We start from the raw sequence: 18,472 nt of genomic DNA on the forward strand, positions 1-18,472 counted from the left end.
AATTAGCTCAGCAAGAAGACAGGTAAGTTTTCGGAAGTCGAAACCAATAATTCATCCAGATTTTGGATCTTTTCAATGTGCTTGGCATGTGGCTGGTAAGGAATAAATTCCCCTTTCTTAAACAGAAAGGCCTCTTTGGTTTCAGGATGGATAGCGACCAGTCTCACCCATTCATTGGCAAACCACTCATAGGTTGCTTCATGGGTTTTGATTGTTTTGAGGATTGTTTCCGGAAAATGCTCTACCGTGATCAGGATCCTAAGTGGATCATGGATGTTGATCATCTGACTTGGTAATCCGGGCCTCAGGTCTCCGTCAATACCGTTTGCAACACCTATCAATCCCATGACATTATGGGGAAGTTTGCTCCCTGCCCCAAGCCGTTGGTTGTCTACCCTGGAGAAATAATACTCGAGGTTGATGCCTCCACAGACAGGTGCCACAGCTTTAACGATGTTCAGAAGGTATTTTCCTTCAGGATCAATGCCATAATCATAAGAATTGAGGAAGGCTCTTTTATCCAAAAACAGGTGCTTGTTGGATTCTCTTTTCCCGATCACACAGAGTGCATTGGTCGCATGGTTCCATTCAGGCCTTGGTTCGAAAAGCGACAATGCCCTGAGCTTGACTTTCTCGTGTACTTTGGCGGCTTCCTGTGTGGAGTCGACGGTATCAAATCTCCTTGACCTTTCTTTGGCGTTATAATCCAAGGCGATTTCAAAAGTCTGGAGATTATTCTGGTGTCGGAGCATGTTATCTTCAGTCAAGACATCGATGTCATAAAACTCCATCTCATCTCTCGTCGTGTCATGCAAGCCTCCCACAAATTGGGTGGTGACAGGAATGTAGATTCCTCTTTCTTCCAGGGCCTTTCTGACTTCCGGATGGTTTCCAAAGAAAGCACCCACGCGGGCATTGACCGAACCGGAACGTCCGCTACAAGCACCACAGTCATAGCCGGCATAGTGGGTATTATTTACAGAGCTTGCCCCATGTCCAAAAATGTATACCAAAGGAGCAAAGTCCTTGACCAATCCGATGCCTTTGAGCAATCCTTCCAGACTATTGGTCATTTCTTCCAGGGTAAAACCTACCTGAAGTCCATGATATTTATGTTCGGTAGACTTGCATTCAATACTCAGTTTCCCCTTTGGATCCATATGGCTGAAGGAAGAAACCATAGCAGGTGTAGGGCCGGGACGGAAAATGTTCTTGGCCATTTTTACAGCCGACCAAAAACCCATGGTCTGGGAAATCGCCCATCCTCCAAAAATCCCTTTCGAATGTTTGCTGAAATGGGAGTCTTTTTCGTGTCTCAATTTGGCTTCAGATTCCCGGATAACATGAACAGGAGTCACCGGTGCAGGACATACTTTGGTCATGAATTTGCTGTGCTCTGGCTGGAAGAAAAACGGAATGTTGAAAAATCCCGCTGTGCCAAAAGTCTGGCTATCCGGCGCAAACCGCTCGATATACCTTCTGACCGAACAGCAACGGTCGTCTATGCAAAAAAGCGCCTGAAATGAGGAGGCTTCCTTCTTGAAATCCTTTTCGTGACTGAGTTGAAGTCCCCGGATGACTTGGTCAAAATAGGTCCATTCGAAAGCTTCCTGCCACATTTTGAGTACATCATAATATTCTTTTCCTTCGGTTTTGGTCAAAATCGGTAAGAGGTCTTCGGGTAGATGTTTGACCAAGGGATCCCAATGATCTCCCAGCCTCCTGTCAAGCGCATCAATCTCAAGCAGACACTCAACAAAAATCAGGTCATGGAGACTGATGGCTTTTTTGTCCAACAAACTCTGCGGCTGATGTTCCAATACAGCGACCATGCCCGACCATCCGGGATGGGCAAACTGCTGGTCAAAAAGGTATTGCCTGAAATAGTCCTTGCTTCCGACCAAAATTTCAAGCAGGTCTTGCAATTTGGTTTTGGGGTCAAGGAGTAAGTTTTTCGCCCTTTCAGTTTTGAAGAGATTGGTAAAACTGTTGGATTCGAGGTTTCGGATGGCGGCCAGAAAACCCTTGGAAGGTACAGGGAATTTCCAGATGGCAATACCTTGGTCAAGATAACTTCCCAACATCCTGAAAAGCGTAATATGCGTTTCTTTATCAAGGTTGACATGGTGATGACTCTTCCAAACCTTCCTCAACCGGCCCACAATGGCTTCAGGTTGGTTTTTACAGTTTTTATGGAGCATGACATCCTTCCATTTGGCCGACTCTTTTTGGCCTTTATGGGAAAGAATTACCCGGTCAAGGATATCCGCGCTTATCTTGTTTTTGGAATATAATTCCCTAAATGACTCTACTGAAAGGTAGGTTTTGTAACCGAAGTTTTCGGCTGCGGTCTGCAGTGCCTCATGGAAGGGTAGTTGTTGAAAAGCATGCAATGTATTATGATGCACAAAGTCCTTTAAAGGAGCTTGCGCAGGCAGGTAGTGACCCAATTCATGGATGACATGATTGAGTTCTTCAGGCAATGGTGATGCCATAATTAGCAAAGATTATAATAGAAAATTTGTATTAAGAAATTGAAGTACTAAACCTGTGGACTATGTCAGGTTTTAAAAATTATCCCAAGTGAACCTTAAGACAATGAAAAAGAATATACAACTCAGAATCATTTGAAAAAACAACTTCATTATTGAAAGACGATCCGTCAACGTGTAAAAACAGTTGGAGAGGATAAATCGGTGAGCGGAATCCAGATTGATTTAGATCCGAATTCTCTTTGACTTCTCTTTTTGTATCTTCTTCATTCTCTTCTATTTCTATAAAAAAAACTTTAGAGCTAATATTGTTTTCAAAACCAAAATCAGTGGTCGAAACTTCCGATTCCACTAAATCGGAATCATAAATTGGCTCAGAACTTACATTTTGAATGGTTAGAAAAGAAAAAAATAAGCATAACATTAAAGTTGCCGCTGCAAAACTTTTCTTATTGCTGATTTTTAAATGATTTATGGATTTAATAATCATTTCATCAATTTCTCGCTCAAAGCTAGTGATAATTATTAATGAACAGTTTCTTAAACTTAATAATTTTACACAAAGGCAAAACTATGTCCTTGCCGCATCAAATTAAGTGAGAAGTGTCACCTACTAAAAATTTCCACTTTCAGAATCAGATTTTATTCCTTATTTTTCGAACTGTTTTATTTAGCAAAAATGAGTTTGGTTGACGGATTCGCTCCGTTTGACATCAAATTGTCCCTATGAAAGTATCAGCAGAACAGCCATTTGAGATTATTTATTCTTTATTCAGCCATGAATTCCTGGGATTGCTTTTTGAATCCTTTGTAGTACAGTTGGATGAAAAAGGCAGGCTGTCCTATGCCCATCAGAACATATCGCATGTCAATGCTCCTGAATTTTCCTCGGGTCTGGATGAGACTGACTTTCAGCTGATCCGCTGGATGGACGAAATGCAACAGGATGCAGTGGTCAAAAGATTCAACACCAAAAAACTCAAACCAAAGGAATTTCTTAGGAAGATTTATGATGAGAATTCCGGTAACAAAGAATATCAGCAATTAATTGAATTGAAACTGGAAGCTCTCCGGGCTAAGATTTTGGAAAAATTGCACGGAAAACGATTTTTTGAAATGGGGAATGACGGCAATCCCATTTGGAGAGAGATTGAAATTATGCCTGAAAAAGCCTCTGTCCTTTTTCATTTCAGACGGAATGAAGAAAATACCCATTATTTCCCCACCATCAAATATCAGGGAGAAAAGTTGGAATGGCAGTATAGAAACGGTTTTTTGATTTGCCACGAGCCTGCTTGGCTTGTCGTGAATTATCAATTGTACAGTTTTGAAAAAGGGGTGGATGGAAAAAAACTGAAGCCCTTTCTGAACAAAAAATTCATTGTTATTCCACGAAAAGTTGAAAAACAGTATTACGAAAAATTCATAACCCAATTGGTATCTTCTTTCGATGTCTATGCCAAAGGCTTTGATATCAAAGTGGAAAGATCAAAACCAAATCCAGTCCTGAGCCTCAGTGATCTACCTTCAAACCCTAAAGTAGACCTATTTGGAAATAACCTTGAAAATGGCGAAGAAGAAGACAAGATAGTATTTGACCTTCAGTTCCAATACGGTGAATATGCATTTAGGGCAGAAGATAAAACTGCCAACAATGTAGAGTTGGAAGAAATTGAAGACAATTATATTTTTCACAAAGTAATTCGAGATCTCGAGAAGGAGAAATCATATGGAGATTATTTGAAAGACCTTGGATTGCCAGTCCGTACAGCCAGGTATTCCTTAGCCAAATCAAAAGCATTCGATTGGATCAATACCCATAAAGAATCACTCGAAAATATTGGTATCCGAATACAGCAGGGCACCAATATGAAAGGTAAACGTTATTTTATCGGGCGTGCACATATTTCCGTAGAAGTCAAAGAAAACATAGATTGGTTTGATGTTCATGCAATCATTCAGTTTGGACCTTATCAGATCCCTTTCCAAAAAATCCGTAAAATGTTGCTTTTGGGGAAAACCGAATTTGAATTACCCAATGGTGAAATCGCAGTAATCCCGGATTCATGGTTTGTAAATTATTCTGAAATTTTTGCCTTTTTGGAAGATCAGGAAAAAGAGAACGAAGAACATGCACTTGTCCTCAAAAAACATCATATAGCACTTGCCCAAGAACTTCAAAGTGGAAATCTGGTAAAACTTACCCTTAGCCGAAAACTGGAAAAACTCAGGGATTTTTCCAGTATTGAGGAGTATGATTTGCCTGTGACCTTCAAAGGCACCCTTCGCCCCTACCAAAAAGCCGGGTATAATTGGTTGAGATTTTTGAGCGAATACCGTTTTGGCGGATGTCTCGCTGATGATATGGGATTGGGGAAAACCGTTCAGACCCTTGCACTTTTGGCACATGAAAAAGAAACAAACCCAGATGCGACTTCACTTTTGGTCATGCCTACTTCCCTTATTTATAATTGGGAATTGGAAGCCAAAAAATTCACTCCTAAATTAAAAATCCTGACATATACCGGAACTCAAAGGTTAAAAGACAATGCTCAATTTGCGAAATACGATCTAGTATTGACCTCTTACGGCATTACCAGGATGGATGTGGATATCTTCAAAGATTTCTATTTCAATTATATTATTTTGGATGAATCCCAAGCCATCAAAAATCCCGGGAGCATTATTGCGAAGGCAGTTAACGAACTCAATTGCCGCCATAGATTGATTCTGACAGGCACACCTGTGGAGAACGGCACCATGGATTTGTGGTCACAGATGAATTTCATCAACAGAGGGCTTTTGGGCAATCAGAACATGTTCAAGAAACAATTTCTTCTTCCGATTGAAAAAAAGAATGACATGGACAAAGCAATCAAGCTGAATGCCATGATCAAGCCTTTTATTCTTAGAAGATTAAAAACCCAAGTGGCTACTGACCTTCCTGAAAAAGTAGTAAACATCAAATACTCTACGATGACTTCTGACCAAGAAAAAGCTTATGAAGAGGTGAAAGGTTATTACAGGGAAAAAATAGTCAAGGAATTGGGAGTTCCCGGGATGAAAAATCAACAGTTTATGCTCTTGAGAGGCCTGACCCAATTGCGACAAATCGCCAATCACCCCAAGTTGACTGACAAGGCATACGAAGGAGATTCAGGTAAACTCGAGGATGTTATCCACATGTTGCATGCCACCGCAAGTGAAGGACACAAGGTATTGGTCTTCAGTCAATTTGTACGACATTTGGCTATTGTCCGAGAATATCTTGATCAGGAAAATATGAAGTATGCTTATCTGGACGGTACGACCAAAGACAGACAAAAACAGGTCACTACTTTTCAGGAAAATGAGGAAGTAAAGATTTTCCTGATTTCCCTTAAGGCAGGCGGTGTTGGCCTCAATCTGACCAAGGCCGAATATGTCTTTTTGCTGGACCCTTGGTGGAATCCTGCTGTAGAAGCCCAAGCCATAGACAGGGCCCACCGAATCGGTCAGGAAAACAAAGTCATCATCTATAAATTTATCACCAAAGATACTGTTGAAGAAAAAATCATGGCACTTCAGCAAAGAAAAATGGCCTTGGCCGGAGAACTCATCAGTACCGAGGAAAGCTTTATGAAGACCTTGGACAAAGAAGATATAGAAGCATTGTTAACCTAATATTTTTACAAAATGAAAAAAGCAATTTTAATGATCCGCTGCAAGGATCAAAAAGGTATTGTGGCAGCAGTATCGGAATTTTTATTTTCTTATCACGGCAATATCTTGGAGATAGATCAGCATGTGGATGAAGAAATCGGGATGTTTTTTATGAGGGCCGCCTGGGAACTTGAAAGTTTCGCGCTCAAAAAAGAGGAAATTGAACCCATTTTCGAGGCCAAGGTTGGCAAGATGTTCGAGATGGAATTTGAACTCTATTTCAATTTCAGAAAACCAAGAATGGCCATCATGGTTTCCAAGTTGTCCCATTGTCTGATCGATATTTTGAGCAAGTTCTATTCTGGCCAGTTTGAGGTCGAGATACCTTTGGTCATTTCCAATCATCCTGACCATAAGAAAGTGGTAGAGGCATTTGGTATTCCATTTTATTACCTTCCCATGGACAAATCCAATAAAGATCTTGTCGAAGAGAGACAGTTGGAATTGCTCAATGAATTCAGGGTGGATTTTGTGGTCTTGGCCCGATACATGCAGATTCTCAGTGGTGATTTTATCCGTAATTATCCCAACAAAATCATCAATATCCATCACTCTTTCCTTCCCGCATTTGTAGGTGCCAAACCTTATCATGCGGCCTATGAAAGAGGCGTCAAAATAATAGGGGCCACTGCCCATTATGTCACAGAAGAATTGGATGCAGGACCTATCATTGAACAGGATATCGCCAGAGTACGGCACCATAACTTACCTTCGGATTTGGTCCAAATCGGTCAGGATGTAGAGAAAGTGGTTTTATCAAAAGCCATCAAATACCACTTGGAAAGGAAGGTGCTTGCTTATGGAAACAAGACTGTGATATTTTATTGATTCATTCCAATGATCTGCTAAATATCCAGGATCGCCTTAAGCTTCCACAACAGCTCTTCTGATTGATCCGCTCCGATTTTGCCAAGGCGCTGAAGCAACCGTTGATTATCCAAGGCCCGGATTTGGTCGATTAATACTTCCGAATCCTGTTCCAGTCCTGTTCCGAAGGTATCGAGTTTCACCCGCAGCACATTCTCCTCTTCGGATAGCTGACTTGTGATGGGGCAAACAAGCGTGGATGGATGCCCGACCTTGTTCAGAAGATCTGATTGGATGATAACAACAGGTCGGATTTTTCCAGGTTCAGTTCCTTTTGAAGGATTTAGGTTGGCAAGCCAAATGTCAAATTGCGCCTTCATCGATCAACTCGTCCATTTCCTTATTGACCAACATCGATGAGTTTTTGACCATCTTTGATGCGATTGCAAAGTCCTTCGCAAGTTTTTTGCGTTTTTGGACTCGGTTGTAAAACCTCAGCGCCTCATTGATATACCTATTTCGCGGAATCCCATTTTCCGACACAATCTTTTCGGTCTCCTCGAAGATCCCTTCATCCAATTTTAGTGAAAGTGTTTTCATGTTTCTGTTCGTATTACCAAAAGTATATACCAATATACGTGAAAAAAGTTTAATTGGGACAAGCTTTTTATACTAGTGTTTCGCTTTTAAATGTAGAATAGTGGTCCGTGGTGACTGGGTGCAGTTTGCCTGCCCTGCATTCAGGCTCTTTGATAATTCCGACAGCTATCGGAATTAGTGAGTAACCAGCTTGCAGGGTAGGCAAATTACCCTTAGCGCTCAAGCCACATTTCACCTAGTCGGGGGTGCTTGCTTATGGAATCAAGACTGTGATATTTTATTAACTTAAATTTGTTCTGGTCAGAACATTAATTTCACTTGATTCAATACCAAATAATATTATATATTGGTACATTTAGGGTAAAATAAAATTTATATGTCTAAAAACACTAGTATTATATTAGGGCATCACTTTGAGGATTTTATAGATCAACAAATCAAAAAAGGAAGATATGGGTCAACAAGTGAGACAATTCGAGCTGCATTAAGACTTTTGGAAGCTCAAGAAACCAAATTGGAGTTATTGAGGAGATCTATAATCGAAGGTGAAGAAAGCGGCAGGGCTGAATATTCACTAGATAGTCTATTTGAGGAACTCAACAAGGAATAATTTTGGCATTTTTTCTCACCAATAAGGCAAAAAGCGATCTAATATCTATAGCCCGCTATACTCAAAAAGAATGGGGGATTGGGCAAAGAGATATTTATCTTAGAAACTTAGATAAGGCTTTTCATGAACTATCAGAATTACCCGGGAAAGGAAGAAAATGTGACCATATTATCGTCGGATACAGGAGTTATAGAGTTGGTAAACATGTAATCTTTTTCCGCCAATTGGAAAATGATATCGAAATCGTTAGAATTTTACATGAACGCATGGATGTAGATCGTCACCTTTAGAAAGGTTTGATTTAATTTTTGAAATCCCAACTTGTATATACAAGTTGGGGTTCTTATTTTTGGTAATGGAAACCTTCAAGTACAGGGAATTACAACAGCTGCTCAAATCACAGATCATCAAAGGCGTTTATAAGGAAGGGGATTTACTTCCTTCTGAAAATGTGTTGTCATCTGAACATGACATGACCAGGGCCACAGTCAGACAGGCGCTTCAAAAAATGGAAGATGATGGCTATATCATCAAAAGAAAGGGCAAAGGCAGCATCGTAAATCTTAAGAAAAAACGCTTAGGGCTTTTGTCCTTCAAAGGTTTTTCTGAAGTGATCAGCCATACAGACGACAAAGTCAATAATCAGATTCTGGAAGGTCCTGCTCTGCAAAATTGGCCGGATGATTTTTTCTATACGCTATCAGAAGCAGAATCGGAAGTCGGTTGCTATTTCCTGCATCGGCTTAGACTGATCAATCAATCACCCATTATGTTGGAGTATACCTATATTCCAAATATGAACCTTCCAAAATTTGCAGAAGCGAAACTTGTCAATGATTCTTTGTTCACTACTCTTGCTTTGAATTTTGAAATCGAAATCATTTCAATGGATCAGGAAGTAAGGGCAGTCAAGGCTGACGAAGAATTGGCAGCTTTTCTCGAAACCGAGATAGGAGAACCCATCCTTCATACTTACCGAAAATATGGGACTTCACGAAAGGATTTTTTTATTTACAGTTCCCTGTTTTTCAATACCGATTCCTATGCTATCGGGAGTTATTTTCAATAGAAATATTCAAAAATCAAATAAATAAATATGCTAAAAGAAGTCAGAGAACTCGCCAAAATGATAGACCATAGCCTCTTGCATCCCACGATGACAGACAAAGACCTGAAAGAAGGATGTGAATTGGCCAAACATTATGATGCAGCTTCAGTCTGCATCAAACCCTATGCTGTGAAGGATGCCGTCAAGTGGTTGGAAGATTCGGATGTGATGGTCTGTACCGTGATTGGATTTCCCCATGGCAATAGCAGTACAGATGTAAAAGTCTACGAAACCGAAAAAGCTTGTCAAGATGGCGCTGTAGAAATCGATATGGTGGTCAACATAGGGAAAGTCTTACAAGAGGATTGGGAATATGTGAGTCAGGAAATTGAAGCAATTGCAGCGGTAACCAAAAAACACAAAGCTGCTTTAAAAGTGATTTTTGAAAATGATTATCTACCCGAAGACAAATACAAAATCAAACTCTGTGAAATCTGTAGCGCGGCCAAAGTAGAGTTTGTCAAGACCTCCACTGGCTATGGTTTTATAAAAGGAAGTGATGGTAAATACAGTTATGAAGGGGCTACAGAACATGACCTGAAATTGATGCGAAAACACAGCGATCCGGAAGTACAGATCAAAGCTGCCGGCGGGGTAAGGACTTTGGAGGATCTGCTCAAAGTAAAATCCTGGGGAGTCACTAGAATCGGGGCAACTGCCACTGCGACGATTCTGGAAGATGCCAAAAAGAAATATGGCGGAGAATCCGGTGATAAGCCTGAATTCAAAGAAAGTGTAGGCTATTGATCAATTTTTATGGCTTCCAAAAACGCAAATGATCGATTAGGGAAACTGGCCCAAAAGCTCAACAACCATAAACTTGACCAATCCATCATGATTGGGTTTGATGGGTATGTGGATAGCTTGTATGGAGTTATCCACAAAAAATCCGGTAAAGAGAAGCAATTTTTCAAGGATATTTCAGGTTTCGCCGATCATGTAAAAGGCCTTTCCGGCAAAAGCGGCCAAGTGGAGTTATCCCTCAAAGAAATCAAAATAGGTGGTAACGCACCCATTATGTCCCAAGCCATGGGTTCGCTTGGTTTTCAGGTCCACTGTTTGGGCACCTTGGGCTTTCCCAAGATACATCCTGTTTTTGAGGACCTGCACCCCAATATTCAAGTTCACAGTTTGGAGAATCCTGGGCAATCAGATGCATTTGAGTTTCACGATGGCAAATTGATATTTTCTGATTGCGGGTCATTTGATGATTATAATTGGGAAAAAGTCAAGGATAGAATGGGTATTGATGACCTTAAGAAAATTTATCTTGACAGTCAGTTGGTTGCCGCAGTGGATTGGGTAAATCTTCCTCATGCCTCTGATATCTGGCTAGGGCTATTGGATGAAATAGTAAAGCCAAACGGATCTGTTGGCAAGAAATTCCTTTTCGATTTGTGTGATCCCTCCAGGAAATCCAATCAGGAGATCAGGGAAGCCCTTCAGATCATTTCCAGGTTTAGTGAATTTGGGGAAGTCACCCTTGGTCTAAATGAAAACGAAACGAATATTGTCTTTGATGCTTTGGAAAATCCGGGTAAAAAAGAAACTTCTACGGAAGAAAAAGCCAAAGCCATATTTGACAACATGACAATCGCCTGTCTGCTGATTCATCCTGTCAACAGGAGTTTTGCAATAACTCAAAAAGGGATGGTTCAAGTTGAAGGTAAATTGGTCGCAGAACCCAAGATCCTCACCGGAGGCGGAGACAATTTCAACGCAGGTTATGCCTTGGGCTGTTTGTTGGAATTGGAAATGGAGGAAAGGCTTTTGCTGGGCATGGGCTGTTCTGGGGCCTATATCCAAAATGGAAAGAGTCCTGATTTAAGCGAATTAAGCCAATATCTGGAATCGTGGATGGAACGCTGATGATGCTGATTGGGCTGATGGTCGCTGATTTTTTTATGGATTTTTGGAACAGTATAACTTGTGTGTTATTTTCGATGGAACGCTGATGACACTGATTGGGCTGATAATCGCAGAAAAAAATCAGTGTTAATCCGTTTGATCTGAGTCATCAGCATTCCATTTTCCAAAGACCACTGTTGACGCAGATAGGGCAGATTGTCGCTGATAAAATCAGTGTAAATCAGCCAGATCAGCGTCATCAGCGTTCCATCAAAAACATCAATCTAAATATAATCCCCTATGCTTAACCTTGGATTTGTAAGTGCCATATTGGCTGAAAATTCTTTTGAAGAAGTCATTGACTTTGCTGCCGCAAATCAATTCGAATGTGTGGAAATCATGTGTTGGCCCAAGGGCAAAGCTGAAAGAAGGTATGCAGGCATCACCCACATTGATGTGGATAACTTGGATGAAGGCAAGATTGCCTATATCCAGGAATATGTCGGAAACAGAGGCATTTATATCTCAGGACTTGGATATTATCCCAATCCTTTGGACGCTGATCAGGAAAAAAGTGACTACTATTTTGCCCATATCAAAAAGGTCATCCAAGCAGCAAGTAAGATGGGCCTTGGAGTTGTCAACACTTTTATTGGAGCGGATCATACCAAAAGTATTTCCGATAATCTGAAAACCTTTGCCAAAAAATGGCCGGCCATCATCAAGTTTGCCGAGGACCATAACATCAAAATAGCCATCGAAAACTGCCCCATGTATTTTACTGCCGATGAATGGCCAAGCGGAAAAAACCTGGCGCATACACCTGCTATTTGGGATGAAATGTTTTCCATTATCCCTTCCGATAATTTTGGATTGAATTACGATCCCTCTCATTTGGTTTGGCAGCAAATGGACGAGATTCAACCTATCTATGATTACAAAGACAAACTTTTCCACATCCATCTCAAAGATGCCAAAGTTTATCGCAATAAACTTAATCACGTGGGAACCATGGCACACCCATTGGAATACCATTCTCCAAAATTGCCGGGACTTGGTGATGTGAATTGGAGGGATTTCTTTTCTGCTTTGACTTCGGTAGGCTACAGGGGACCTGTCTGCATTGAAGTAGAAGATAAAGCTTACGAAAAAACTGAAGCCGATAAATTCAAGGCTATTCTGACCAGTAGGAATTATTTGAGACAGTTTTTGGGGTAGGCTTATTGACTCAGGGAAGTGAGTGAAGACACTCACATTGGCGATGGATTGTAAACCAAGGAACGCTCCTAAGAAAGCTACGGTGCCTTTAATCTTTTTAGAAAAAAGCACGTTAAAAATCTTAATTCTAGTTTAACCTAATTTACCTATGAAAAAAGCTTTACTCTACTCTATTTTGCTCCTTTCCGTAATCTCTTGTATAGAACAGGAGGAAGTCATTATTCCCGGAGAACTGGAGGGAAAATGGGAAAAGGAATTTAGTACTGAAGAAGATAGCTGGGAGCATATCTTTGAATTCAAATCAAATGGCACCTACGAAAGTATTTCTATTAGAAATATCCCTACTGAAGAGCTTCAACCAGGAATATTAGATTATTCTAAAGGTAATTATTCCAAAATTGATGGTAAGTTGGTTTTGTCATCCATTAGCCATTTTTACGCAGAAAATTATTTGATTCCGCCAAGTGAAATTGGCCTATTAAAGGAACAGCTTGAGTGGGTTATACCTGACGAAGTAGCGGAATTTTCTCTTGAAGAAGATAACACTATTTTGGTAGTCACCTTTCTGGGGTGTAATGATGTTTTGGATCCAAGAGCAAGAATAGCAAATTGTGCCCCACCTACCCCTATGGCTTATAAAAGAGTTTTAGAGTAGGAAGATTTTAGTGCTTTTCACCAAAGTATGCCAACTTGATTTTCCTGCCCCCAAACCACGCCAAAAAGAAAATAAATAAAATCTCTGCCTCAAGTTGCATAGAGCTTTTGTCATAATTATCTTTTTGAAGCTCCATGAGTTCATAAACATGGGGACCTTTATAACAGTCAGGGATTTTGCTTCGGGAAAAAATCCTAATTTATTTCTTTAAATCATCAATTCATGCCTCCAAATAAATTTTAAACAATTCCATTGATTTTAGCTTATTGATTGGTAATGAGCCAAAAAAATGGGAAATAGAAACCAATCGCCCAATCAATCTACGGTTTTTGACCAAAAAACCTATAGGAAATTTTTTGAGGTTCATTTCAATTCAGTCTATAAAAGAATTTTTTTTCTTTTGAATAATCAGGAAGAGGCGGAGGAACTTACCCAAGATATTTTTATCAGGATTTGGAACCGAAGGGAAGAATTATCCCAAGTTGAAAACTGGAATGCCTATCTACTTAAAGCAGCCACATTTAAAGCGATAGATTATCGCAGAAAAAAGAATGATAACTTTGTTTACAATGATCAGTTGGATTTTGCTGATGAGGACCAAGATGAAATAAATCAGTCAACTGAAGAGGATCGATTGCACTTATTGAAAAAACAGATCGATTCACTACCTGATCGTTGCCAAACGATATTCAAGCTCAATAGATATGAGCAAATGAGCTATGCCGATATCGCTAAAACTTTGGATATCAGTCCAAAAACGGTAGAAAACCAAATCGGTAAAGCCCTCAAAATTCTAAGAAAAAATCTCCTTCCACAACTATTTTTCGGATTGCTGCAAATTTTTCATTAGCAGGATGGGGGTTTTGAATCCACTTCTCGACTTATAGGGAAAGAGGAAACTAATGGAACCTACAGACGAACAATTGGCAAGATGGCTCGAAAGTCCGAGTCAGGATGATATTCAGGAATTGCATGAATGGCTTGACAAAAGTCCTGAGAATCTTCAGAAATGGGAAAGCTACCAAGTGCTTTGGCAAAATTCAGCAAAGTTGTCTTCCAGGATTCCTCTGCCTGACCGGGAAAGGATTTGGTCAGGAATTGAAACAGAAATCGGGGAAAAGAAGACTTTTACTATTCCTGCCTTTTTCAAATATGCTGCAGCAGCGGCCGTCATCCTGACGATTTCTGTATCGGTTTGGCTTTCGATTTCATCCAAGCAGGAACATTACATCGCTGAAAACGGGCCCATGGAGATTTGGCTGTCAGATAGTTCCCGCGTGATGCTGAAAGAGGGTGCTGAACTGACCGTTTCTAAGAACTATTTGGCGGAGGATCGAACTGTCTTTTTGGAAGGCGACGCATTTTTTGAAGTAAAAAGAATTGAGCAAAAACCATTTTTGGTCCAAACCGAATCACATTTTGTCAAAGTATTGGGAACATCCTTTTTGGTCCAATCGCCTCAGCCGCGAGAAGCCACCGTCTCTGTTTTCTCCGGTAAAGTGGAATTTGGCGTCCCTTCAGGTCAAAGCAGTATCCTGACAAAGGACATGTCACTGACCATTTTGGGCGATCAGTTCGTAGAAAAGGAAAAAAGCGCCAATGACCTTGCTTGGTGGACAGGTGAACTGAAGTATGACAACGCACCATTGTCTCAGTTTGTCGCCGACATGGCCTATAATTTTGGCATTGAGGTAAAGGTCTCGGCTACTTCTTTGATGGGCTGCGGACTCACGGCCAAGTTTGAAGGATTGACTCCAGATGAGATGGTGCAGGCTGTAGCCATGACCTTTGGAAGCGAACTGCAGCAATCCTCCAAATCGAGTGTAGTATTGCAAGGTGGAAATTGTGAAATGGGAGGTGAGACATGGTAAGACTACTCCTGTTTTCTATCCTCAGTCTTTTGTCTTTTTGGGCCAAAGCTCAGGACCGGATAAGTTTGAATGGAACCTACTCCTCCGAGCAACTGATCGAAAGTATTGAGCAGCAGACTCCATTTCGGTTTGTCTACCAAAGCCAAATCCTCCCAAAAGGAAAGGTTGTGGACTTAAATTTTGAGCAGGCTAAACTTGAAGAAATCCTTTCTTTTTGGACAGCTGCCTTACAATTGGAATATAAGATTCAGGGGAATCTGATCTTATTGTCGCCTACCGCTTCCTCCAGAAGAATTCTCAGCGGCTATGTGACCAATCAGGGTGATGGAGAAAAGCTTATCGGTGCCAACATTCAAGTCTTGGGGACAGGAATCGGAATTACCACCAATGAATATGGATACTTCGCATTATCCATTCCACAGGGCAACTACAAGGTAAAGATTTCTTATGTGGGTTTTCAGACCCTGACCGAAGAGGTTGCTTTATTCCAAGACATCGCGAAGAATTTCCAGCTCCAAATTGCCAATGTGCTATTGGATGAGGTATCCGTAGTCTCGGTGGAAGACAAGGTGGAGGAAATTCAGATGAGTTCCTTCAAGGTAAATATGGCCTTGGTCCGAAAGCTGCCTGCAATCGGCGGAGAGGTTGACCCGCTTCGGATTCTTCAACTGCTTCCTGGCGTACAGTTTGGTACCGAAGGCACATCGGGATTCAATGTACGAGGCGGTTCTCAAGATCAAAATCTGATCCTGTTGGACGGCGTGCCTATGTACAATGTTTCCCATCTTTTTGGCTTTCTCTCGGTATTCAATGCCGACGCGATCCAAAACATGGATTTGACCAAAGGAGCTTTTCCGGCCCGATATGGAGGAAGGCTTTCCTCCGTCTTGGATATCAGCATGAAAGAAGGCACTAAGGAAAGAATTTCAGGAAATGTCGGACTCAGTACCTTTGCCTCGAAGTTCTTTTTGGAAGGACCTTTGGCGGGGGAGAAAATGACTTTTATGGTTTCGGCACGGAGAAGCTTTTTGGATCCTATTTTGGTTCCTGTTACCAGAAGGCAAAAAATCGAAAATGGTGCCAGTGGAGGCCAAAGCAATTATTCCTTCTACGATATCAATGCCAAGGTCAACTATACCATTTCTGCCAAGGATCGGATCTACATGAGCATTTATCAGGGAAATGACCGCTATAGAGACAATACGCTAAGAATAAGCTCTTTCGGAAACTCCACGGTAGAAAGTGAACAAGATGTCAAACTTGGTTGGGGCAATCAGGTGGCCTCTTTGCGATGGAACCATGTCTTTCAGCCAACCCTGTTTTCAAATGTCAATATTTTTACAAGCAGGTATCAGTTGAATACCGTTTCGGATAACAATGTAGAAATAAGATCAGGTAGCGAAAGGATATTTAGTGAGGACTTTTCGGACCAACAGTCCTCCATCCGGGACTATGGGGGAAAAATTGATTTCAGCTATTTCCCAAATCCAACACACTTTGTGAAATTTGGCGGACTTCTCCTCAGACATCGATTTGTAAATCAATTTCAGTCCAACTTCTCCATCACCCGCAATAACCAACGTGAGGAGGATTCTTCCAGCTTGAGGGAAGAGAATAACGCATGGGAAGGGTTTGTTTTTGTGGAGGACGAGATAACGATCAACCGAAATTTGGGCGTCAATGTCGGTATTCATGCCAGTAATTTTTGGTCGGGTGGGGTAAGTTATCCTTCCATTCAGCCCAGGGCTTCCTTTAGATGGGCAATCAATGAATCAAACGCCATCAAGGGAGGGTACGCAAAAATGACCCAATATCTCCACCTGCTGACCAACAGCGGCATCGGGCTGCCAACCGATCTTTGGCTGGGGTCCAGTCCGGAGATAGGCCCACAAAATGCCAATCAGTGGTCTTTGGGGTATACCAAAACGTTTTCCAGAGGGGTTGATTTTACGGTAGAAGGCTTCCATAAGAAAATGGAAGGTCTCTTGGATTTCAAAGATGGGGTGACATTTTTTCTGAATACGGGAAGTATAAGTGAGAAGGTGACCACCGGAGATGGATTGGCCAAAGGGGTGGAAATGATGCTTCAAAAGCAGGTGGGGAAAACACAGGGTTGGATATCCTATACTTGGTCAAAATCGGACCGGATTTTCCAAGAAATCAATAACGGGGAACCATTTCCATTCATTTTCGACAGAAGACATGATTTTTCCGCCTTGATCAATCAGCAAGTTGGCAAACGATGGAATATCAGTGCCACTTGGATTTACCTGACAGGAAGGGCGGTGACATTACCCGTTTCGACCTTTGTTGAAAATGTAGTGGTCCCAGGCGATAGGATAGGAAATAATGCAGATCTCATTGAGTACAGTGCCCGAAATGCCTACCGCTTCAAGCCCTATCACCGATTGGATGTTTCTGCCAATTACGAAAAAACCACCACATGGGGAGGGCACCGCTTTTCAGTCAGTGTGTATAATCTATATAACCGACAAAACACCTTCTTCCTATCCCAAGATCCTGGATCAGCATCAGATGCATCCATCCAACTCATAGACAATCCCTTGTTTCCACTTATCCCTGGTTTTTCATATGGAATATTCTTCTAAAGGCATCCGAAATTTAGCAGCGCTTGGGTTGCTTTATGCAACCTGTTCCTGCCTATCTGAGTCTCCTTCACCAATTGAAATCATTGATTCCCAAAAGAAATTGGTAGTCAATGGTCATATCAGCCCCGATGTACCATTGTTGATATCCGTGACCAATAACATTCCATTTACCACTACCATGTTAGCCTTGCAGAATATTCCGGATGCCAGAGTAGACCTTTGGGAAGGAGACAGGAAGTTGGAAGAAGGTACGTTCCAGCCTTCAGAAACTTTCACTGTGGGCTTCCCGGATATTGAGAAAAAGTACCCCAATTACTATGCTTTTAGGGCCTTTTATGCATTTGAGTCAGTGCCTGAGGCAGGTAAATCCTATTCGCTTAAAGTCAATGCTCCCGGATACCCTGCTGTGGAAACTACCGATCGGATCCCTGAGAATGCAGCAGAGGTGCCCACATTCCGAATACTATCGATCAACAGGGCCAATGGCCTAATCACTTTAGAAGTGGATTTAGAGCTTTTGGATGAAAAAAATTACTTCCATTTGCTGTTTTTTGTCAGGACAAAGGGATTTGATGACGTTCAACAGGTTAAGGTGGTGTTGGACAACGAAGGATTGCTAAATGTCGATAATAATGGCGTGGCCTTCGAAGGAGGACTAAATTCAGGAATTATGTTTAATCCCAATGTCTTTGGATCAAAAAGCAACAAGCGAATCATTGTATTGGAATATGATGGGATTATCTTCTTACCCGATACTCAATATGAATTAAGTGCAGAAATGCGGACCATCAGCAAAAGCTACTATGATTATTATGTGGCTGCAATCCAGCAAAGATTTTATGGCGACTATCCTTTTGTTACCTCAATTTTGATTCCTAACAATGTGCAAGGAGGCCTGGGTAACTTTTCTGCCTTCACATCCCGAAAATCAGTATGGGTGGATTTGAGATAA

17 protein-coding genes are annotated in these 18,472 nt (G+C 41.3%); 13 read left to right on the top strand and 4 right to left on the bottom strand.

All coding sequences use genetic code 11. The features are described from left to right. Positions 1 to 2: 2 nt before the first annotated feature. Together B9A52_RS03625 and B9A52_RS03630 are read right to left on the bottom strand one after the other, a co-directional pair. Positions 3 to 2,495, bottom strand: coding sequence for a YbcC family protein (locus tag B9A52_RS03625; RefSeq protein ID WP_084119027.1), 2,493 nt, complete (start codon positions 2,493 to 2,495; stop codon positions 3 to 5). A 79-nt stretch (positions 2,496 to 2,574) separates the two neighbouring features. Then, positions 2,575 to 2,982, bottom strand: a complete 408-nt coding sequence (locus B9A52_RS03630; protein ID WP_084119028.1) for a hypothetical protein — start codon at positions 2,980 to 2,982, stop codon at positions 2,575 to 2,577. A 236-nt stretch (positions 2,983 to 3,218) separates the two neighbouring features. On the opposite strand from B9A52_RS03630, the gene B9A52_RS03635 reads away from it, so the two are divergent. Together B9A52_RS03635 and purU are read left to right on the top strand one after the other, a co-directional pair. Next, positions 3,219 to 6,155 carry a DEAD/DEAH box helicase gene (locus B9A52_RS03635; protein ID WP_084119029.1) on the top strand — a complete coding sequence of 979 codons (2,937 nt, stop codon included), beginning with the start codon at positions 3,219 to 3,221 and terminating at the stop codon, positions 6,153 to 6,155. Between the two features lie 12 nt (positions 6,156 to 6,167). Beyond that, positions 6,168 to 7,022: a formyltetrahydrofolate deformylase gene (gene purU, locus B9A52_RS03640; RefSeq protein ID WP_084119030.1), complete on the top strand. Its 855-nt coding sequence runs from the start codon at positions 6,168 to 6,170 to the stop codon at positions 7,020 to 7,022. Between the two features lie 17 nt (positions 7,023 to 7,039). Here purU and B9A52_RS03645 read toward each other — a convergent pair whose 3' ends face one another. Beyond that, the gene (locus tag B9A52_RS03645) at positions 7,040 to 7,381 is read right to left on the bottom strand and encodes a type II toxin-antitoxin system PemK/MazF family toxin (RefSeq protein ID WP_084119031.1); all 342 of its coding nucleotides are present in this window, start codon (positions 7,379 to 7,381) and stop codon (positions 7,040 to 7,042) included. Then, on the bottom strand, positions 7,365 to 7,601 hold the full coding sequence (locus tag B9A52_RS03650; RefSeq protein WP_084119032.1) for a hypothetical protein: 237 nt from the start codon (positions 7,599 to 7,601) through the stop codon (positions 7,365 to 7,367). The genes B9A52_RS03645 and B9A52_RS03650 overlap by 17 nt, the downstream gene beginning before the upstream one ends. Before the next feature lie 376 nt (positions 7,602 to 7,977). Between B9A52_RS03650 and B9A52_RS03655 the strand changes: the two genes are divergently transcribed. From B9A52_RS03655 to B9A52_RS03705, 11 genes are all read left to right on the top strand, one after another. Continuing rightward, complete coding sequence (locus B9A52_RS03655) at positions 7,978 to 8,211, top strand: type II toxin-antitoxin system ParD family antitoxin (protein WP_084119033.1); 234 nt, start codon at positions 7,978 to 7,980, stop codon at positions 8,209 to 8,211. Between the two features lie 2 nt (positions 8,212 to 8,213). After that, complete coding sequence (locus B9A52_RS03660) at positions 8,214 to 8,501, top strand: type II toxin-antitoxin system RelE/ParE family toxin (RefSeq protein ID WP_197687267.1); 288 nt, start codon at positions 8,214 to 8,216, stop codon at positions 8,499 to 8,501. Positions 8,502 to 8,566: 65 nt separating this feature from the next. Beyond that, a complete protein-coding gene (locus tag B9A52_RS03665; RefSeq protein ID WP_084119035.1) occupies positions 8,567 to 9,280 on the top strand; it encodes a GntR family transcriptional regulator in 714 nt (237 codons plus the stop codon). 27 nt (positions 9,281 to 9,307) lie between these two features. Continuing rightward, a complete protein-coding gene (deoC, locus tag B9A52_RS03670; protein ID WP_084119036.1) occupies positions 9,308 to 10,066 on the top strand; it encodes a deoxyribose-phosphate aldolase in 759 nt (252 codons plus the stop codon). A 9-nt stretch (positions 10,067 to 10,075) separates the two neighbouring features. Further along, positions 10,076 to 11,188 carry a hypothetical protein gene (locus tag B9A52_RS03675; protein ID WP_084119037.1) on the top strand — a complete coding sequence of 371 codons (1,113 nt, stop codon included), beginning with the start codon at positions 10,076 to 10,078 and terminating at the stop codon, positions 11,186 to 11,188. A gap of 279 nt (positions 11,189 to 11,467) precedes the next feature. Further along, complete coding sequence (locus tag B9A52_RS03680) at positions 11,468 to 12,385, top strand: sugar phosphate isomerase/epimerase family protein (protein ID WP_084119038.1); 918 nt, start codon at positions 11,468 to 11,470, stop codon at positions 12,383 to 12,385. Positions 12,386 to 12,533: 148 nt separating this feature from the next. Further along, positions 12,534 to 13,040 carry a hypothetical protein gene (locus B9A52_RS03685; RefSeq protein ID WP_084119039.1) on the top strand — a complete coding sequence of 169 codons (507 nt, stop codon included), beginning with the start codon at positions 12,534 to 12,536 and terminating at the stop codon, positions 13,038 to 13,040. A 289-nt stretch (positions 13,041 to 13,329) separates the two neighbouring features. After that, positions 13,330 to 13,890, top strand: a complete 561-nt coding sequence (locus B9A52_RS03690) for an RNA polymerase sigma-70 factor (protein WP_084119040.1) — start codon at positions 13,330 to 13,332, stop codon at positions 13,888 to 13,890. Between the two features lie 52 nt (positions 13,891 to 13,942). Next, the gene (locus B9A52_RS03695; protein ID WP_084119041.1) at positions 13,943 to 14,911 is read left to right on the top strand and encodes a FecR family protein; all 969 of its coding nucleotides are present in this window, start codon (positions 13,943 to 13,945) and stop codon (positions 14,909 to 14,911) included. Continuing rightward, a complete protein-coding gene (locus B9A52_RS03700; protein ID WP_084119042.1) occupies positions 14,905 to 17,520 on the top strand; it encodes a TonB-dependent receptor in 2,616 nt (871 codons plus the stop codon). The genes B9A52_RS03695 and B9A52_RS03700 overlap by 7 nt, the downstream gene beginning before the upstream one ends. After that, positions 17,504 to 18,472 (top strand): DUF4249 family protein, encoded by a 969-nt coding sequence (locus B9A52_RS03705; protein WP_084119043.1) that lies wholly within the window; start codon positions 17,504 to 17,506, stop codon positions 18,470 to 18,472. Before B9A52_RS03700 ends, B9A52_RS03705 begins: the two co-directional genes overlap by 17 nt.

The sequence above is a fragment of the Aquiflexum balticum DSM 16537 genome (genome assembly GCF_900176595.1).
Lineage (GTDB): Bacteria > Bacteroidota > Bacteroidia > Cytophagales > Cyclobacteriaceae > Aquiflexum > Aquiflexum balticum.